Source organism: Rosenbergiella epipactidis, assembly GCF_018494055.1.
Lineage (GTDB): Bacteria > Pseudomonadota > Gammaproteobacteria > Enterobacterales > Enterobacteriaceae > Rosenbergiella > Rosenbergiella epipactidis.
The window spans coordinates 359,449-379,659 of record NZ_JABBFQ010000003.1; the positions used below are offsets into that span (position 1 = coordinate 359,449).

Genomic DNA, 20,211 nt, shown 5'->3' on the forward strand with positions numbered 1-20,211 from the left:
TAGCAAATAAGAAAATGTTGAAGGTAAGCAGGGCATTGCCTGCTTACCTTAAGCCGGTTCAGTAATTAGATCTTACATGCTCCGCCTGCACAGCCATCGTCTTCCGCTTCAGGTAACAGATCTTCTTGGGAATCTTCGGCACCGTCACGCGTGTTTTGATAGTAAAGTGTTTTTACGCCGAATTTGTACGCGGTGAGCAGATCTTTAAGTAACTGCTGCATCGGCACTTTTCCACCAGTGTAACGTGTCGGATCGTAGTTGGTGTTTGAAGAGATCGCTTGGTCGACAAACTTCTGCATAATCCCGACAAGTTGTAAGTAACCGTCGTTAGAAGGCATTTCCCATAGCAGCTCATACTGATCTTGTAAGCGCTCATACTCTGGAACGACCTGACGTAAAATACCGTCTTTCGAGGCTTTGATACTGACATAGCCGCGTGGAGGCTCGATACCGTTTGTAGCATTAGAAATCTGTGAAGAAGTTTCTGATGGCATCAACGCTGAAAGCGTTGAGTTACGTAAGCCATGGGTCTTGATTTCTTCACGTAAGCTTTCCCAATCTAAATGCAGCGGTTCGTTACTGACCGTATCCAAATCTTTCTTATACGTATCGATCGGTAAGATTCCTGCGGCGTAGGTCGTATCATTGAACCATGGGCACGCGCCGGCTTCTTTGGCTAATTGGTTTGAAGCTTTCAATAAGTAGTATTGAATGGCTTCAAAGGTTTTATGCGTCAGGTTGTTCGCCGATCCATCGGAATAACGCTTACCGTGTTTCGCTAAGTAGTAAGCGAAGTTGATCACTCCTATCCCCAGCGTACGACGGCCCATTGCGCCGCGTTCTGCGGCAATCAGCGGGTAATCTTGATAATCGAGCAGGGCGTCGAGCGCACGCACGGCAAGAGTGGCTAACTCTTCCAGCTCACTGAGGTCGTTGATCGCGCCCAAGTTGAAGGCTGATAGCGTACAGAGAGCGATCTCACCACTTTCGTCGTTAATATCGTTTAACGGTTTAGTCGGCAGCGCGATTTCTAAACAGAGGTTTGACTGGCGTACAGGGGCCACCGCCGGATCAAACGGGCTATGGGTATTACAGTGGTCGACGTTTTGGATATAAATACGGCCAGTCGAAGCACGTTCTTGCATCATTAGGGCAAACAGATCAACGGCTTTAATTTTTTGTTTACGAATAGTGTCATCCGCTTCGTACTGAGTATAAAGACGTTCAAACTCTGCTTGGTCAGCGAAGAAGGCATCGTATAGCCCTGGCACATCCGATGGACTGAATAGCGAGATATCGCCGCCTTTTACCAGACGTTGATACATCAGTTTGTTGATTTGTACACCGTAATCTAGGTGACGGACACGGTTACCTTCAACACCACGGTTATTTTTCAGGACTAATAAGCTTTCAATTTCCAAGTGCCACATAGGGTAAAATAGTGTCGCGGCACCCCCGCGCACGCCGCCTTGCGAGCAAGATTTTACGGCAGTCTGGAAATGTTTGTAGAACGGGATACAACCGGTATGGAAAGCTTCACCCCCACGGATTGGGCTGCCTAGCGCACGAATACGGCCAGCATTAATCCCGATCCCTGCGCGTTGTGAAACGTATTTAACGATAGCACTAGAGGTGGCGTTGATAGAGTCTAAGCTATCGCCACACTCGATAAGCACGCATGAGCTGAATTGGCGAGTCGGCGTACGTACCCCAGCCATGATTGGCGTAGGTAAAGAAATTTTAAAGGTCGACACGGCGTCATAAAAGCGACGGATGTAATCGAGACGGGTCTCTTTCGGATAGGCCGAGAACAGACAAGCTGCAACCAGAATGTATAAAAACTGCGCACTTTCGTAAATATCACCGGTAACACGGTTTTGGACTAAATATTTGCCCTCAAGCTGCTTCACCGCCGCGTAAGAGAAGTTCATATCACGCCAGTGATCGATGTAGCTATCGAGTTCCGCAAACTCTTCTTCGGTGTAGTCGCTCAGTAGGTGTGCATCGTATTTACCCAGCCCCACCATTTTTTTCACGTGGTCGAGAAGCACAGGTGGCTCGAACTGGCCATAGGCTTTTTTGCGCAGATGGAAAATGGCGAGACGCGCAGCGAGATACTGATAGTCTGGCGCATCGCGCGAAATCAGATCTGCTGCCGCTTTAATGATAGTTTCATGAATGTCAGAAGTCTTGATGCCATCATAAAACTGGATATGAGAGCGTAGTTCAACTTGTGAAACGGAGACGTTATTTAATCCCTCAGCAGCCCAATCAAGTACTCGGTGTATCTTATCCAAGTTGATACGTTCTTGCTGGCCATTGCGCTTAGTCACGAGCAGACTCTGATTCATGCAGGAGTTTCCTATTGTTACGGAAGTCTTAGGGGGCTACCTATTAACAGAGTTATGCACAGTCGTATTTGTGAATAAGACTGTGGATAAACACTACATGTAGTGTCTTGCTGTCAAAGAGGTAACAATATGGTGTTTTATTGTAGTGAGAATTAATCACTATACAAGTATAAAATTATACGCAGAATGGCTTGTTTTTTTCGAAAACCGCATGGCAAAAGGGAGGAGGGCTTGTCAATAAAATCAGGCTTTTTTTTCATCCTGAATTCGTATGATGAGAATTCGGTCAAATTGATTATTCAGGCGACAACTTCCCTTCCTCTTGAGAAGAAGGGAAGTATTTTTTAGGACGGAAGAGGGTAATGCGTATGAATCATGTAGTTAACATCAACATTGCCGCCCAGCGTGAAACGGTTGGTAAACGGATTGTAGTGCAAACCGGTCATATCGCGTTCTTTTAGCGGGGTTTCATCCACCCAGCCTAATAGCTCGGAAGGGCGAATGCATTTTTTGATGTCGTGGGTGCCCTTAGGGACCATTCGTAACACATACTCCGCACCAAAGATCGCCATCAGCCAAGCTTTAGGGTTGCGGTTGATGGTTGAGAAAAAGACTTCACCGCCCGGCTTAACCAGACGGGCGCAGGCAAGCACGACGGAACGTGGGTCTGGAACATGCTCTAGCATCTCCATACAAGTGACCACATCGTATTGCCCGGCATACTTATCGGCATGCGCTTCAACGGTCTGTTGAACATAGTCGATAGTGACTTGGCTTTCTAAAGCATGCAGTCTTGCCACGGCAAGTGGCTCAGCCCCCATATCAAGGCCAACCACGTTAGCGCCTTCTTTTGCCATGCTTTCGGCTAAGATCCCGCCACCACAGCCGACATCCAAGACTTTTTTACCGTACAGCCCTTGGCATTGTTGGGAGATATACCCAAGACGTAGCGGGTTAATACGATGAAGTGGCTTAAATTCCCCTTCTAGATCCCACCAACGACTCGCCACCGCTTCAAATTTTGCAATTTCTTGTTGGTCAACGTTCTGTTTTTCGGCTTCAAATTGGTCACTCATCGACACTTACTCCTAAGATATGTCAGCTCAGTATAAACGCTTCAACGCACTTCATCACCTAAGGATTACGATAAGTGGAGTAAGTGTTGTTGAGAGGTGCACCTGACAGGTGAAATGTGTTATGATTCCGTTCTTTATATTAGGTAATATTCTAGAGGGATAGCGGCTCCATGAGCGACCTTGCAAGAGAAATCACACCGGTTAATATCGAGGAAGAGTTAAAAACCTCTTACCTCGATTATGCCATGTCGGTCATTGTTGGCCGCGCGTTACCCGATGTCCGTGATGGATTGAAGCCTGTTCACCGTCGCGTGTTATTCGCGATGAACGAATTGAGTAACGACTGGAATAAACCATACAAAAAATCTGCCCGTGTCGTCGGTGACGTTATCGGTAAATATCACCCACACGGTGATTCAGCAGTCTACGATGCGATCGTTCGTATGGCGCAGCCATTCTCCTTACGTTATATGTTGGTAGATGGGCAAGGTAACTTCGGGTCAATCGATGGTGACTCTGCTGCTGCGATGCGTTATACCGAAGTGCGCATGGCGAAAATTACCCATGAATTACTCGCCGATCTCGAAAAAGAGACCGTAGACTTCGTTCCCAACTATGATGGGAATGAACAAATTCCTGATGTCTTGCCGACCCGTGTCCCTAACCTACTGGTGAATGGGTCATCAGGTATCGCTGTCGGTATGGCGACCAACATTCCGCCTCACAATATGACGGAAGTGATCAACGGGACTCTGGCGTATATTGAAGATAACGACATTTCGTTAGAAGCCTTAATGGAACACATTCCAGGACCTGACTTCCCGACCGCGGCGATCATTAATGGACGCCGTGGGATCGAAGAAGCTTACCGTACCGGTCGGGGAAAAATTTATATTCGCGCCCGTGGAGAAGTTCAGGCTGACGCAAAGACAGGCCGCGAAACGATTGTTATCCACGAGATCCCTTATCAAGTTAACAAGGCGCGTTTGATTGAGAAAATCGCTGAGTTAGTTAAAGACAAGCGGATCGAAGGTATTAGCGCACTGCGTGATGAATCTGATAAAGACGGTATGCGTATCGTTATCGAGATCAAACGTGATGCGGTCGGTGAGGTGGTCTTAAACAATCTTTACTCGCTGACGCAATTACAGACCTCGTTCGGTATCAATATGGTCGCCTTACACCAAGGCCAACCTAAAATTATGCCGCTCAAGGATATTCTTGAAGCGTTCGTCCGTCACCGCCGTGAAGTGGTTACCCGCAGAACTATTTTCGAACTGCGTAAAGCTCGCGACCGCGCGCACATCTTAGAAGGCTTAGCGATAGCCTTAGCGAATATCGATCCGGTTATTGAGCTGATTCGCCGTGCACCAACGCCTGCAGAAGCCAAAGCAGGGCTCATCGCGCAAGGTTGGGCATTAGGTAACGTCTCAGCAATGCTTGAAAAAGCGGGCAACGATGCTGCGCGTCCGGAGTGGCTAGAAGAGCAATACGGGATTCGGGGAGACTCTTATTTCCTCACCGAGCAACAAGCTCAAGCTATCCTTGACCTGCGCCTGCAAAAGCTGACCGGTCTTGAGCACGAAAAACTGCTGGATGAGTACAAAGCGTTACTTGAAGAGATTGCTGAGCTTCTGTACATCCTCGGCAGTGGTGAGCGACTAATGGAAGTGATTCGTGAAGAGCTGGAAGCCGTGCGCGAACAGTTTGGTGACGAACGTCGTACTGAAATTACCGCAAACAGCGCTGACATTAATATCGAAGATTTGATTAACCAAGAAGATGTCGTGGTCACCTTATCACATCAAGGTTATGTCAAATATCAACCTTTATCCGACTACGAAGCGCAACGTCGTGGCGGTAAAGGTAAGTCGGCAGCACGTATTAAAGACGAAGACTTTATCGATAGATTGCTGGTGGCTAACACCCACGATACGATCCTCTGTTTCTCCTCACGAGGACGCCTCTACTGGATGAAGGTTTACCAGTTACCGGAGGCTAGTCGTGGCGCACGTGGCCGTCCTATCGTCAACCTGCTGCCGCTTGAGGCGAACGAGCGGATCACCGCTATTCTGCCGGTAAAAGAGTACGCAGAAGGGGTCAATGTCTTTATGGCAACCGCTAGCGGTACCGTGAAGAAAACGGCACTGACCGACTTTAGCCGTCCAAGAAGTGCGGGGATTATCGCAATTAATCTGCGTGACGATGACTCGTTGATCGGCGTCGCCTTAACCAAAGGCGAAGATGAAGCGATGTTATTCTCGGCTGCCGGTAAAGTCGTCCGTTTCTCTGAGCAAGCAGTCAGAACGATGGGGCGTACCGCTGCCGGTGTCCGTGGTATTAAATTGGCAGCAGAAGATCAAGTCGTTTCGTTGATTATCCCTGATGCGGAAGGGGCAATCATGACCGTGACGGAAAACGGTTTTGGTAAGCGGACGGCGACGCAGGAATATCCAACGAAGTCTCGTGCTACCCAAGGGGTGATCTCAATCAAAGTGACTGAGCGTAATGGTCCTGTGATTGGCGCGGTACAAGTGGTGGATAGCGACCAGATCATGATGATCACTGATGCCGGAACCTTAGTCAGAACCCGTGTATCCGAAGTCAGTATCGTTGGGCGTAACACGCAAGGTGTTATCCTGATCCGTACTGCCGATGACGAGAACGTTGTGGGATTACAACGTGTGGCTGAGCCCGTCGCGGAAGAGGAACTTGATACTATTGATGGATCTGTCCCTGAAGGCGAAGACAGTTTACCCCCTGAAGTCGATAACGAGGACGATGAAGTTATCGATGATGAGTGATAAACTCGCACCCTAAATGACAAAGGCATCGTAAGATGCCTTTTTTAATCCTGCCAGAGTCTACTATGCAAAAGAGAGCGTTTTAACGTGAAATATTTAGTCTCTTTTAGAACCGCGTTACGTGTTTCACGCTATCTGTTTCGTGGCCTGGCAGTGGTTATTTGGCTGGTGGGAATATTGATCTCTTTATTCACCCTGACACAAGTCCTTCATGAAAAAGAGAATCGCCTGCGTGAACAACTTTTCAGTTCATTCTCTCAAACTCAGTCACATTTCACACATCTTGCGGAAGCTACTCGTGGTTTAAAATATGTTGCTGAAAACCAACTGAACCGACCCACGTCGACGGGTGGAGAGGTTGCGAAAGACCCTGCAAATGTTCCTGTGTTAAACGATACGGGAGCCGCGATTTTCTCGCTATCAGTCGGTGCCGACTGCCAACAAACGTTTTCACCTTGGCGCAATGCGCTCGCCACACTGAGCCAGTACCTCCACGTGCTCGACAGCCAGTACGCCTCGACCTACGAGTTGAGTAATATCTACCTTGTTGACCAACAAAGTAGTTGTGCGGGCAATTTTATGTTTAACGAAAGTAGTTTAGGACAAGCCGGAAGTAAAACGATTTTACGGGATCACCAAGTCGTCTTTCAAAGCGCTAACGATGACGCTCTACGTAACCCACTCTATTGGATTGCCAGTGGGGCGGCACGTGCCACCGGTAGTGTCTTTATGAGCATGCCAATCTACTCGGGCACGCAGCGGATTGCCGAGATCGTGGTGGAGCAAAATATTAGGCTTGATGATGGGCTAGTGGTCGGGAATATACCGATTGAGTCCTTTATCACCGATAGAAACAATCGTCTGCTCCTCGCCAATAACGATTGGTCGCTGCAATCAATTATCTCATCGCTACCGAGCAGCAAACAGTGGTTTGGTTATGTCGACAATTACCGATATCTGGTACTCAAAAATAGCCTAACCCCTGGCCCCTTCAATATGGTCTATCTGGTTTCTACCTCTATTCTGTTCGACCAGATGCGATTGATGTTACTCAATACGTTATTATTGAATCTGTTTACCGGATTATTTTTAATCTGTTTAACGCTAATGTTTGAAAAACGGATGTTTGTACCGGCCTTTAATAATGCGTTACTGCTTGAGGAGCATGAGCAATTTAACCGTAAAATTGTTGCCTCGGCACCAGTAGGAATCTGTATTCTTCGTACCAGTGATGGCAGTAATATTCTTAGTAATGAGCTGGCGCATAATTATCTCAGTGTATTGACCCCAGAAGACAGAGTCAGAATTGGTGAGATCATTCGTGGCCAAGAAGTTAACTTTATGGATGTGTTAACGGCGTCGAAAACCAATCTCCAGATGAGCTTTGTGCACAGCCGATATCGCAATGAGGACGTTGCGATCTGTGTGCTGATTGATGTGAGTGCAAGGGTGATGATGGAGAAATCGCTTCAGGAAATCGCCGACAGTGCAGAGCAAGCAAGCCAATCTAAATCGATGTTTTTGGCCACCGTCAGTCATGAATTACGGACACCGCTCTATGGCATTATCGGCAATTTAGACTTACTCCAAACCCGCGAGCTGCCAGAAAATATCCATAGCCTTGTACAGGGGATGAATAACTCGTCCGGTCTATTATTGAAGATTATCAACGATATTCTCGATTTCTCGAAGATTGAATCTGAGCAGTTAAAAATTTCCCCGGTCAGTTTCTCTCCGAGCGAAGTACTGTCGCACGTGCAAATGAACTATCTGCCATTGGTGATCCGTAAGCGCTTAACCTTGTGGTGTCTGGTCGAAGCAGATGTACCGGAAACTATGCTCGGTGACCCGATGCGTCTGCAGCAAGTGATCTCTAATATACTGAGTAATGCCATCAAATTTACCCATACGGGGGGAATCATTCTTCATCTGTGGTGCGAGCATGGTTACTTATATGTCAGGATTCGAGATACGGGAATTGGTATCCGTCAGCGTGATGTCCAGCAACTGTTTGACCCCTTTTTCCAAGTTGAAGGAAAAGTGCAGCGAAACTTCCAAGGAACCGGCTTGGGTCTAGCAATTTGTGAAAAACTGATCAATATGATGGACGGTGATATCACCGTGTTATCAGAGCCGGATATCGGCAGTGAATTCACCATACGACTGCCTATTTGGCAGGCAAGTTCACAGCAGAATGATGCTGATCTCCGCGGTAGAACAGCCGCTGTCGTCATTGCAAATCGCTATTTTTCTGATTATATCGTCAGGCGCCTGCAGGCATTGGGGCTGGAAGTGACCACCCAGCTGCCGACAGTGGAGCAGGGGATCGAACTCGTTATTACTGATAACCTGGCGCTATTACCGCACCGTCAGCCGAAACAGCAATGGATCATCTTCTCTGCGTTACATAACGATAAAGCTATTCGTACTACTGAGGGTTATTGGCTGACGTCAACCGCGAAAGCCTATCAACTTCCACAGCTTTTAACGCAACTGTGGCAAAGCTTACCCCAGCTTACTAAAGGTGAACAGCTTGGCATGATGCCTTCGAGAGATGAACAGACAGGACATCTTATCTTGGTCGTCGATGATCATCCGATTAACCGTTTATTACTGAGTGAGCAACTGACCACGCTTGGCTATCGTACCCGTACAGCGAAAGACGGACTCGATGCCTTAGAAGTATTGAGTATTGGCGATATCGATCTGGTGCTTACCGACATCAATATGCCGAATCTAGATGGTTACGGTTTAGCGCGCCGACTGCGGGGCGATGGCTATCGTCATCCGATTATCGGTCTTACTGCCAACGCGTTAGCGAAAGAACAACAACAGTGCTTGGAGGCGGGGATGGATGATTGCTTGTCTAAGCCCATTACGCTAGAAGAGCTGCAGCAAGCACTTGGGGAACATTTACTCAACACACAGGGAGAGTAGAGGCTTTCGTTGCCTCTACTCTCTATTTCTACAAGTTACTCGTCAATACTGGAATTACTGACTGAGGAGAGGTAGTTGAGTAGGGCGATATCGTTATCGACGCCAAGTTTCATCATGGCCGATTTTTTCTGGCTACTGATGGTCTTGATGCTGCGGTTAAGTTTACGTGCGATCTCAGTGACTAAGAAGCCTTCTGCGAACAGACGTAAAACCTCACTCTCTTTTGGAGAAAGACGTTTGTCACCATAGCCGCCAGCGCTGATTTTTTCGAGAAGACGTGCCACGGAATCTGGTGTGTACTTTTTGCCTTTTTGTAACGCCGCGAGCGCCTTAGGCAGATCGGTCGGCGCGCCTTGTTTAAGCACGATCCCTTCAATATCTAAGTCCAGTACCGATCCTAAAATCGCTGGGTTATTGTTCATGGTTAAGACAATGATAGACAAATCAGGGTAGTGGCGTTTGATGTACTTAATCAGTGTGATGCCATCGCCGTACTTATCTCCAGGCATCGAGAGATCGGTAATTAGGACGTGCGCGTCAAGTTTACCGAGGTTATTGATTAGCGTAGTAGAGTCTTCAAATTCGCCGACAACATTTACCCACTCGATTTGTTCTAAGGATTTACGGATCCCAAAGAGTACAATTGGATGGTCGTCTGCGATAATTACATTCATATTATTCATTTTTTTGGCTACCTTGCTGTAACAGCGAATCCACATAATTTTGCAATTCGCTAATACTATTCGTAATGTTCAATTTTTGGTGTTGCTCAATTTGATGCTCAATCTCTTCACAGTATGTTTTGCCTTTCTGCAGATTAAGCATGGCAAAAACACCTTTGAGTCGATGTGCTGTCAGGGCAAGCGCAGAGTAATCGTCTTGCATAATCTCGCTCCGCAGCTTATCCATATCTTCTTTAACGGTCTGTTCAAAGATAGAGTAATACTCTGAACTTTCCCACAATGACGTCGATACTGCTTCCTCTCCCTGTGATAATACATCCTCTCCGATTTGTTGCTCTATCAACACCATAATAGCGTCTAGGACAGAACGGCTAATGTTGATATTAGCTTGCCTATGACGGGGATCACTGACCAACATTTCGCTTTGAGTTGTAAGTAAGACTCCCCAATCGTCGAGTTGTTCCACATCATCGGTAATCATGAGGTCACATTGTTGACCTGAGTAGCGATCTTCGGGGAAGTCATACTTTGCTCCCCAGCGCAGTAGCTGTCGACAGACAATATGTCGAATATCGTCGGCGACAATATTGACCAGCACTCTAACGTCTTCGAGAATCTTTTCTTCATCCTCTGCAACCTCGTTCTCCGGTGGTAGCACGAGCAGCATTTGATAACGGGTACCAATATGACTTTTCGATTCAATGGTCAAGGTACTATCAAATAGCGCCAATAGCTGTTTACAGAAGAACAGGTCGAGGCTCGTTGACGAGTCGGCGACATCAGTACTCACTTCGCTGATAAACGGAAAATCAATATTTTCCTGTTCCTGTGCAGAGAGCCCCGGCCCAGTATCAACAATTTCCAGCAAAAGTCGATCAGCATATTCCGCACTTTGCGAAATTTTTAATTTAATTTTGCCCCACACTGTATTTTCAATTGAATAGCGAAGTATAGTCGTAATTATCTGAAAAATTAGTGTCTTATCACCCAAGCGGGTAGCCTGCGTGAGTTCACTGTTATCGACGACTAAAAGTATTGCCTTTTCCGTAACAATCTGTTGGTTTTCAGCGATCACATCGTCCAAAATTTGCTGCAAATCAACGCTCTGCTTATCTACGCTATATCCCCCTGACTCTACTTTATTAAGCATTTCGATATGACGGGTTAATCGGCTTAGCGAGTGAATACCCTGTAGCAAACGATGGGGGAGTAGCGTCGGGGCAGTGGCCACGACTTCCGCTATCGCCGTATCGACTTGATGCATAGGGCGGCTAAAGGTATTGCTTAACTGCTCGAAGAATTGACGGCGTAAGGTATGATTTTTCTGTAATACGGCTTGAGCATTCTGCAGTTGTTGAGTGACCTGTTGCTCCCGGTTTTGCTCACGGAAGGTGAATATATGATAGTGACTAATGATCTGGCTGGTGTGATGGCGTACTTGATAAATTTCATTATTCACCGTCACCTGTAACAGCTCGAAGGGATTGGATGACATATCAACCATTTTTTTAAAATTCAGGTGCTGCACTAAATGGTCTGACATATCGTTAGAGAGCAGTATTTTTCCTTGATTAGCGTCATAAATCAGATAGCCCATCGGGAAGTTTTTGACGAGTTCATGGGTGAATTGTTGCAGTTTTTCAACCCAGGGGTCGACCTGATGGGGGGAGGAAGATTTATTTTCCCTTACGAAGCACAACGCACCCGTCGTTAGGAGAATCAGGGCGAGTAATATGAGATAAACAGGCAATAGTTCATCGATCATAGCACTGAACACAGTCATTAACGGTAAATGATAAGTGACAGTGAGGGGGACACTCGGCACAGGTCGAAGAAGATCAATATTGAGCGCGGAAAGATTAAGGAAATAACTGCCTTTGGCGCTCTTCTTTGACACAGATTCATCGTTATGAATTTGTAACGCGGAAAGATCTAACGCGTTATTGTTTAGGTCATCAATAGGCAGATCAAAGGCGAGGATGGTGGCAAGGTGCCCAGGCTGATTAAAGGTTGTCCGTAAGGTAATAAAGGCGCCACGTGAAAGTTGCTGGTTACGACGCAACGCGGAAAGGCTCTCTTTTTCATCTAAGGTATTCGCTTGTTGCAGCATTTCGTTCCGCCGGCCAGCGATCGAGGAGGCAATGTTACGTCCCTCGTAGCGGTTAAGCGTTTTGATTAAGTGACCATTGGTGATCACGGCCAAGCTATTGTCTTCACCATTCAGGTAATACAAGGTCCAAGTAAGCTTAGCGGAGGCCCAAAGTGTTTCGGTATATTGGGAGATCTGTGCGGCAAGGTTTGGAGTAGCTAGCTCGTGCTCGCCAAAGATTAAGGTCTCTATTTTCGGTGAGGGAGTACTGATCGCATAGATACCGGGCTGAATGGTCGATTGGTTTATCGGCCCTGGAAGCGTCGCTGTTGTGCCTTGTGTCGCCGAGTCAAAAATCTGCCATGAAATATAACGGTATTTTTCGATACGATTTTGTAGCGAATGTGTAAAGCTACTCAATGCCGAACCCTGTTGCTCGATAATAGCCGAGGTGCTGCTATAGAGTAGGCTGATAAATGAAATGATCAGCAGTGTAAGCAGCAGAATAAGCAGTTTGCGTAAGTTATTCGGCGTCATCTCAGGGATTTTGAACAGCATACGAGTCTCAATTTAGAGGCATTAAGAGGTTTGCTCGATTATGCCAGATCTAAATGGCTGTGTAACGGTAATGAGGGGGAAAGCACGGTGCAGGTAACTAATACAAAAAAAAATACCGAGCTAACGCTCGGTAAGAATGTGGTGAAAACTTATAAAAATAAGTTAAAAAACAATAATGAATATAAATGATGATAGCCAGAGAATAGTAATACTTAGAGGGCTAATTGTTTGTACATTCAGTGCGGAAATGGAATATCGGCTTAGTGGGGAGATCGATAGATTAGGAAAAATTGTCAATTGTCGTCATTTATTGTCATTCAGCCAAAGTATAAATAAAATTTATAGTGATAAATTTACATTTAGACATAAACAGGAAACACATTGAAATATTTTCTGTGCTTTAGTAACTTCCGCATTGAGAATTTTCCGCTTCAATATTTAATTATAGTCATCGAAGCGTTTTTTGCATAATTAGTTGACTTTTTTTCAGGATTAACGGTTTTCGAGGAAAATACAGATGAAAATCCGCGCTCTTTCTTTGCTCGTTCCAGCACTTATTATGGCCGGTTCGGCAAGTGCTGCAGAAATCTACAATAAAAACGGTAATAAATTAGATTTATTCGGTAAGGTCGACGGCTTACATTATTTTTCTAAAGATGATGGTAATGACGGTGATCAATCTTATATGCGCTTTGGCTTCCAAGGTGAAACGCAGGTTACCGATCAACTGACCGGTTATGGTCAGTGGGAATACCAAGTTGGTCTGAATAATACTGAATCGCAAGGAACTAAAAGTAACTATACCCGTATTGGTTACGCCGGTTTACGCTTTGGTGACGCGGGCTCAATCGACTATGGTCGTAGTTATGGTGTGATGTATGACATTGCTGGCTGGACCGACGTATTACCTGAGTTTGGTGGTGATACCTATGGCGCAGATAACTTCCTATTCCAACGCAGTAATGGTCTAGCGACCTACCGTAATAATAATTTCTTTGGTTTAGTCGACGGGCTTAATTTCGCTCTTCAATACCAAGGTAAAAACGGTAATGCAACTGAGTCACCAAATGGCCGCGATGTCTTAGGACAAAATGGCGATGGTTGGGGATTAAGTTCTACCTATGATCTAGGAAATGGTTTGTCACTGGGTGGTGCACTCTTTTCTTCTGACCGGACTAATGATCAAAATGGTCGCGGAAATTATAGCGGTATCCAAGGTAGTGGCGATAAAGCGACAGCCTATTCGGGTGGCTTAAAATACGACGCAAACGGCGTTTACCTTGCGGCGATGTATACCCGTTCTTATAATGCGACGAAATTTGGTGATAGCGACTCTACTGCTTACGGTTATGCTAATAAGGCGGATAACTGGGAATTAGTGGCGCAATACCAATTCGACTTTGGTTTACGTCCATCTTTAGCCTATGTTAATTCACGCGGTTCGGATCTTGGCCAATACGGTTCACAGAACCTTAAGAAATACGTAGATGTGGGTGCGACCTATTACTTCAACAAAAATATGTCGACCTATGTTGATTATCAAATCAACTTAATGAAGAACAACGACTTCACACAAGCTGCAGGCATTACTACCGACGATACTGTTGCGTTAGGACTTGTTTACCAGTTCTAAGTTAGCCTCAACACATAAAAAAGGATGCTTAGGCATCCTTTTTTTATCGCTATACGTTAATTATGCGTAGGGGGTGGCGAATCGACGTCCTCTACCAATGGCGATTCGCGTAAACAATAATGCCCTTCCATAAACATCCCATTAGCACTAAATCCGCCCGCGATAATCCACTGATCATAAAGCGCACGACATTGGGTGAATAACTGCTGAAATTTCTGCATAAGCTATCTCCGCATCAAGGGGGTTTACTTTTGCTGCAAAGATAGTGCCAACCTTAGCACCCCACGACACGTAGGCTGTACCATAATCAGTAAAATAAAGGCCCATTTTTGGTGCAAGTTCTCAGGACATTGCGCCTAGTTCGCTCAACGACTTAGAGATACGCTATGCAATTACCTAGATTCTGCCAAACACTGCTCGTGCTGCTTTGCGCGGGATTAGTTGGCTGTGAGAACTCATCTCCCACCGATCAAGTCTTTCAGGGCAAAACCATGGGAACGGTCTGGCGAGTCACGGCGAGCGGTTTGACCCCTGAACAGGCTAAAGAATTGCCTCATTTAATCCAGCAACGTCTGGACGCAGATGATCAAGAGTTGTCGACCTGGAAAAAGGATTCGTGGCTCTCACGTTTTAATCAGAATCCCAGTCTTGATCCTCAGCCTGTTAGTGATAATGTTGCCGCGATTATCACCAGTTCATTGTATGTTGGGCGGATGACTGAGGGGGCAATGGACATTACAGTAGGTCCGCTCGTCAATCTTTGGGGCTTTGGCCCTAATGCCATTCCATCCCACACGCCCTCAGCTTCACAGATTACGGCAGCGAAGAAACGCGTCGGCTTACAACATCTGACGCTAAATGAGACGGTACAGGGTAATACGCTACGCAAAGATATTCCTGATCTGTACGTCGATCTCTCAACGGTCGGTGAGGGATTTGCTGCAGATCACTTAGCTAGACTGATGGAACAGCAAGGCGTGCGTAATTATTTAGTTTCAGTTGGTGGGGCACTGATTTCTCGAGGCCAGCATCTGCAAGGTCAACCTTGGCGAGTGGCCGTACAGAAGCCAACAGATAAGATTAATCAAGCACAAGTTGTGGTGGATCTCCAAGGGCATGGAATCAGCACCTCCGGTGATTACCGTAACTATTATGAATTAGAGGGTAAGCGGATATCCCATATTATTGACCCTAATAGTGGGCAACCGATTGACCATCATCTTGTCTCCGCCACCGTGATTGCCACGACAGCCTTAGAAGCGGATGCTTGGGATACGGGATTGATGGTGTTAGGAACCGAAAAAGCCAAAGCCTTAGCGAAACGCCTGCATCTCGCGGTCTATCTTATTACCAAAGAGGGCGATCATTTTGTGGGCTGGGCCTCGCCAACATTCAAAACCTTTATGGTTAACGATCAGAGTCACTAACAGGGGAAGGGGATGTTCGATTTTTTCGAAGATGAAGCGCCTTGGCAAGAGCCGCTCGCGTCAGGTGCCGTGATCTTAAGACGATTTGTGCAAGGCGATGATGACGCTCTTTTTGCTGAAATAAATCGTATTGCCACGCAAAGCCCCTTTATTCATCGTATTACCCCGGGTGGTTTTAAAATGTCTGTTGCCATGACAGGCTGTGGTGCAGCACAGTGGCTTTCAGGCAAGGAAGGCTATCACGCCAATACAGAGAGTTTACCGTTGAGCGAGAGCTTAACGGCCTTTGCAAGACGTGCCGCGACAGCGGCGGGTTATCCAGATTTTGTCCCGGATAGTTGTCTGATTAACCGTTATGCGGTGGACAGTAAAATGACCTTACATCAGGATAAAAATGAACGGGATCTCCATCAACCGATCGTCTCCGTCTCCCTCGGTTTGCCTGCAGTGTTTCTATTTGGTGGTCTAGAGCGTAGTGATAGGACGAGTAAAGTATTATTGGAACATGGCGACGTAGTTGTGTGGGGGCAGGAATCGCGTCTCTGTTTTCATGGGATATCACCCTTAAAGCCCGGAATTCACCCACTCACTGGGCCTTATCGCTTTAATATCACCTTTCGTAAAGCGCTATAACGCCCCTTGAACGACCCAACTCATCACTTCCGTATCGGTGAGCCAATAATGAATATCCCACCGCGCCTGCCGACTCGCTTTAGGCAACGCGACGGTCGATAGCTGCACTGTGACTTTGTCAGCGTGGGGATCGATAGCGATGAGGGTGACCTGTTCGAACCCAAAGAGTGTCTGTACCGCGGGATAGACTGCTTTATAAAGGGTTTCTTTCACCGAAAAAACCAGCGTCGTCGCCTGAGAGAGCGAAAGGCCGGATTGGGTAAGCAGTGCCAATTCTTCCGCTGTCATGATCATGGATCGGAGTTCTGCTGCTTTTTCTTGCGTTAGCATCCGCTCGATATCATTGCCTACCCATACCGGACCGCTTTCAATGAGGGCAAATATTTTATGGTCGTGGTGTGAGAGGGAACCGACCTTACCGGTTGGCCATATCGGTGAACGGTCAGGCCGATTAAAAAGCTGAAAATTAGGGAGATTGCCGCGGGCTAATAGTTTCGCCACTAACCAACGGCTCGCCACATATTCCGCTTGGCGTTTTTTTACAGCGTGGCGCAGTGGCTCCGGTAGTACCAAACCAAATTGACGGGCAAGTTGTGGTGTGAAGGCACTGGCATCAAACTGACAGCACGCCGCATGAAACGGGCCAGTGCTGATCTCGGCCTGCAGAATAAAAGGTAAACAGGGCTCGAGTTGGACGGTCTGAAAGCGAGGGGGAAGCAGTTGGGACATAATCCATTTCATCATATTAAGCAGAGTAATAAGGATACCGACTATACGCTCTCGTCGCGAGTGAATGTGTAAGTTTTACGATTGCGGATTATTCTGAAGGTAAATAAGAGGATTTTTGCGAAGCTTAATGAACACCCAAATTAAACGATAGAGGAGTTATCGTAATGAGCGAAGTAGAAAAAACACAACTGGATTATTTTCGTGATGTGACCTCGCAATTAAAAGAGATGCGCCACTACGCACAAAACAACACTGAAACGCTCTCTGCACAATGGTTAGCCTTCGATGCGGGTGAATATAAGCACAAAGAATTTGCGGATCAAATTAATACTTTGCTGAACGAGCAAGGTAAACTGCTCGACAACATTGATGCGACAATTCAAAACATTGAAATTGAAATCAATCATCAAGAGCAAGAAAGCTAATATTTATCGAGCAGCTACGGCTGCTCTTTTTTTCTTCCGTTTAGACTCCGTTAAGATTACGTAAATTCTTCCTGATCCCGTTGAGATAATGTTGAGAATCTTCCTATTACTCTAAGCACAGCATCGCGCATCGCGCGCCACTCTGCAGAGAATACTAGTAGGATATTACGATGGGACGTTTTAGAACTTGGCGTAAAAATAATCCAAAGTGGAATGAAGCGCTTAGAAAATTCAATTTTTATAAACGCGCTTGCCGAACGCTTGTCAGCCACCCAGTGCTTTATTGGCGCTATTTTCAATTGTGCCAGCAGTCATTAATCGCGCAGCAAGTTGCACAGCGTAAAGATGTTGTGAGTCTGGCCGCACGCCCTTTTAATAAATATCTGAATAAACGATGGACGATCAAACAGAAGCTGGCCTCCATGTCGACAACGTTGCAACGTTTCGAACAGAGTATTGATCCACAGTTTATCCCAGCGTTATTTGGTACTCACTCTGCAGGTCTGACACTTGCGACGTTACAATTAAAAAATGACGAGCAAGGGACCGTTAAATTAATGCACTCCCGTTTTGTGCGTGAAGGGGAGATGGGCCTTTATCTTTTTGCACCAGAAAGTGAGTTGCCGCTATACAGTCTGACGTATTCGTTCGATGCTAGCGGAAAAACGCTGTATCTCTGTGGTTTACAAGGTCCTAAGCCGGGTGAAGGCCAAGATCAGGTGAGAGCAATGACTAAAGCGATGTTCGGTTTACGACCCAAGAATCTGCTGCTATCAGCCGCTTATGCGTTAGCCGACAGTTATCAAGTCGAGAAGATTTGTGGGATAGCGGATAGCCACCATATCAAGTCACATCATCTTAAGTCGAGCTATGATGCCTTTTGGTCAGAAGTCACCCAAGAGGTTGATGGACAAGGGTGGTATCAGCTGCCACGCCACGAAGCTGAGCGTAACGTTGAGCAAGTAGAAAGTAAACACCGCTCAGCTTTCCGTAAACGTGAAGCCCTACGTCAACAAATGGCTGCAGATATTGTTTATCAATTAGACCGACTAGCTGACCATTCACAACCTCAAGAAACGGCTCGGACATTGCAAGTGTCCAATGCTTAGCAGCACTATTGCTTGGCTAGGGCTTAAAAAGTCGAAGTGAGCAGACCGTAATAAAATATCTCGCCACCCATTGGGTGGCTTTTTTTTACAAAAGCTTTATGAGAAGGCGGCAAGCCATCCCTTTATTATCCAAATCTCTTTGGTAACCCGCGCTGGCTGAAGCTAATCGTAGTTATTTCTATTTACTGAGGAAGGGGTCGTGAAGGCAGAGGATTGAGGATAAAAAAATCGACGAGCGTGTCACTATGCCCACAATAAATCACAGCCATAAAAAAAGCAGCCGTAAGTGGCTGCTTTTCTTTGGGATTTTTGGTCGGCACGAGATGGGCTGAGTTAGTGTTGTAAGTTATTGAATTGTATATAACGGAATAACTTCAATATTGAAATCTAGTCCTAAGCCTAGTCCCATAGATAATTCTTACCCGCTTTTTTCATCATTTTTATGCCTCGTTATATCCATGCCATCCAGTGAGTAAATTCACTCATATTTTTTTATTGGTTAGATCCTCACGGTACGCTATCGAGTTAAACCTTACCGTTATCTTATCGCCTTCATGGGATAGGGTAGGTCACTGCCTTTTTTGTGTAGTGTGTCGATGGGGTGGGGGGCTTAATTTTAAGCCGGGTATCCCTCCTCAATTTTGAGGCGGGTTCTAAATGTGTGTTAAACACATGATTAAACAGCAAAGCGTAGAACTGCGCTCTGGTCGCCTTGATTTTAAGGGCATCTCTCTAGTGACGGTTACAATAATTTTGTAAGCCCCTGATTATCTCGACAACGTAAATCTGCACTCTCGATCACCGCCTGTATGTGCCTCCGATTTCGGAGCCACCTACTTTGTGCGTTACTGTCGTTAACTCTCAGATAATGAGCTAAGGCAACATTCTGCCTTTGTGAGCCAATATCATTGGTTTGCAACTAACAGGGTAAGCAATGTTTACTCTGTCGATGCTTTCGATTACCAGCTAACAGGGTAACTATCGGTAACTCTGTTGTGAGCCTCTGCTAGTGGCTGGAAAATCCATCAAGCAACGGTCAAGCAACCATCAAGCAAATCGGTACTCGGTATTACGAAATAGTCGTAAAACCTAACTACGGAATTATCGCAGTTATGCACTAATCCCGAATCAGGGCTTTGCTACCGTTACGGGAATTACCGTATCGCTAATCACCACAAATTAGTGGTTTTGCACTTAAAGGGTAAAACTGCCGCCTGATTTGTCGGTAGGTCTTTCGTATGTACTTACGGTAGTTTCGTAGGCCATCACCGAAGCTACGAAAATAGCTTCACCTCTCTTTAATCCCGTTTTGAAATCATCACTGCTCACTCACTCTTTATTATAAATATAGAAAAACACGTTAGTTCAGTTGGTTCAGTTGGTTCAATTTGTAAAGACGTTTGTTTTAATTAGCATTTTTTCAAAAATTGAACCAACCAAAATGCGTTTTGAACCAACATTGAGTATGAGTGAACCAACATTATCACGGCTTATTCACTGTCTTACGGTGGTAAAATTACTCACTATCTCCTTTTGCTGGTGGTCATTATGAGTAAATCCCTGTCCGTTACTTTCCGGATTCCCGCTGAACTGGTCGAATCATTTACCACTGCTGTGAGTGAGTGCGGCACCGATAAAACGACATGGCTCATTGACGCTGTACGCCACAAACTCTGCCAGTCAGATAGCAATCCCGATCACAGTATGATTGGCTTAGTCGAGCGCATGAATATAAACAGCATCTAAATGAAAAAGTT

The 20,211-nt window shown here is 46.0% G+C and carries 14 protein-coding genes; 8 read left to right on the forward strand and 6 right to left on the reverse strand.

What is annotated here, in order from left to right; translation table 11 throughout:
• Positions 1 to 65: 65 nt before the first annotated feature.
• Both nrdA and ubiG read right to left on the reverse strand, forming a co-directional pair.
• On the reverse strand, positions 66 to 2,351 hold the full coding sequence (nrdA, locus tag HGT71_RS07270; RefSeq protein WP_214217184.1) for a class 1a ribonucleoside-diphosphate reductase subunit alpha: 2,286 nt from the start codon (positions 2,349 to 2,351) through the stop codon (positions 66 to 68).
• A gap of 344 nt (positions 2,352 to 2,695) precedes the next feature.
• On the reverse strand, positions 2,696 to 3,427 hold the full coding sequence (ubiG, locus tag HGT71_RS07275; RefSeq protein WP_048912296.1) for a bifunctional 2-polyprenyl-6-hydroxyphenol methylase/3-demethylubiquinol 3-O-methyltransferase UbiG: 732 nt from the start codon (positions 3,425 to 3,427) through the stop codon (positions 2,696 to 2,698).
• 170 nt (positions 3,428 to 3,597) lie between these two features.
• On the opposite strand from ubiG, the gene gyrA reads away from it, so the two are divergent.
• Together gyrA and rcsC are read left to right on the forward strand one after the other, a co-directional pair.
• Positions 3,598 to 6,231, forward strand: a complete 2,634-nt coding sequence (gene gyrA / locus HGT71_RS07280; RefSeq protein WP_214217185.1) for a DNA topoisomerase (ATP-hydrolyzing) subunit A — start codon at positions 3,598 to 3,600, stop codon at positions 6,229 to 6,231.
• A gap of 87 nt (positions 6,232 to 6,318) precedes the next feature.
• The gene (gene rcsC / locus HGT71_RS07285) at positions 6,319 to 9,168 is read left to right on the forward strand and encodes a two-component system sensor histidine kinase RcsC (RefSeq protein ID WP_214217186.1); all 2,850 of its coding nucleotides are present in this window, start codon (positions 6,319 to 6,321) and stop codon (positions 9,166 to 9,168) included.
• Positions 9,169 to 9,203: 35 nt separating this feature from the next.
• Here rcsC and rcsB read toward each other — a convergent pair whose 3' ends face one another.
• The gene (rcsB, locus tag HGT71_RS07290; RefSeq protein WP_062812426.1) at positions 9,204 to 9,851 is read right to left on the reverse strand and encodes a response regulator transcription factor RcsB; all 648 of its coding nucleotides are present in this window, start codon (positions 9,849 to 9,851) and stop codon (positions 9,204 to 9,206) included.
• On the reverse strand, positions 9,844 to 12,498 hold the full coding sequence (gene rcsD, locus HGT71_RS07295) for a phosphotransferase RcsD (RefSeq protein ID WP_214217187.1): 2,655 nt from the start codon (positions 12,496 to 12,498) through the stop codon (positions 9,844 to 9,846). Before rcsD ends, rcsB begins: the two co-directional genes overlap by 8 nt.
• Before the next feature lie 517 nt (positions 12,499 to 13,015).
• On the opposite strand from rcsD, the gene ompC reads away from it, so the two are divergent.
• Positions 13,016 to 14,131 (forward strand): porin OmpC, encoded by a 1,116-nt coding sequence (gene ompC, locus HGT71_RS07300; protein ID WP_214217188.1) that lies wholly within the window; start codon positions 13,016 to 13,018, stop codon positions 14,129 to 14,131.
• 56 nt (positions 14,132 to 14,187) lie between these two features.
• Here ompC and HGT71_RS07305 read toward each other — a convergent pair whose 3' ends face one another.
• Complete coding sequence (locus tag HGT71_RS07305; protein WP_214217189.1) at positions 14,188 to 14,352, reverse strand: hypothetical protein; 165 nt, start codon at positions 14,350 to 14,352, stop codon at positions 14,188 to 14,190.
• 165 nt (positions 14,353 to 14,517) lie between these two features.
• Here HGT71_RS07305 and apbE point away from each other — a divergent pair, with 165 nt between their 5' ends.
• Positions 14,518 to 15,558, forward strand: a complete 1,041-nt coding sequence (gene apbE, locus HGT71_RS07310) for an FAD:protein FMN transferase ApbE (protein WP_214217190.1) — start codon at positions 14,518 to 14,520, stop codon at positions 15,556 to 15,558.
• A gap of 12 nt (positions 15,559 to 15,570) precedes the next feature.
• A complete protein-coding gene (gene alkB / locus HGT71_RS07315) occupies positions 15,571 to 16,191 on the forward strand; it encodes a DNA oxidative demethylase AlkB (protein WP_214217191.1) in 621 nt (206 codons plus the stop codon).
• Here the strand turns inward: alkB and HGT71_RS07320 are convergent.
• On the reverse strand, positions 16,186 to 16,920 hold the full coding sequence (locus HGT71_RS07320) for a 4'-phosphopantetheinyl transferase family protein (protein WP_214217192.1): 735 nt from the start codon (positions 16,918 to 16,920) through the stop codon (positions 16,186 to 16,188). The two genes, alkB and HGT71_RS07320, sit on opposite strands and share 6 nt — an antisense overlap.
• Positions 16,921 to 17,084: 164 nt before the next feature.
• On the opposite strand from HGT71_RS07320, the gene HGT71_RS07325 reads away from it, so the two are divergent.
• The 3 genes from HGT71_RS07325 (at position 17,085) to HGT71_RS07335 (ending at position 20,200) form a co-directional block, all read left to right on the forward strand.
• The gene (locus tag HGT71_RS07325) at positions 17,085 to 17,345 is read left to right on the forward strand and encodes a hypothetical protein (RefSeq protein ID WP_048912288.1); all 261 of its coding nucleotides are present in this window, start codon (positions 17,085 to 17,087) and stop codon (positions 17,343 to 17,345) included.
• 170 nt (positions 17,346 to 17,515) lie between these two features.
• Positions 17,516 to 18,454, forward strand: a complete 939-nt coding sequence (locus tag HGT71_RS07330) for a DUF535 family protein (RefSeq protein WP_214217193.1) — start codon at positions 17,516 to 17,518, stop codon at positions 18,452 to 18,454.
• A gap of 1,548 nt (positions 18,455 to 20,002) precedes the next feature.
• Positions 20,003 to 20,200 carry a hypothetical protein gene (locus HGT71_RS07335; protein WP_214217194.1) on the forward strand — a complete coding sequence of 66 codons (198 nt, stop codon included), beginning with the start codon at positions 20,003 to 20,005 and terminating at the stop codon, positions 20,198 to 20,200.
• Positions 20,201 to 20,211 lie beyond the last annotated feature (11 nt).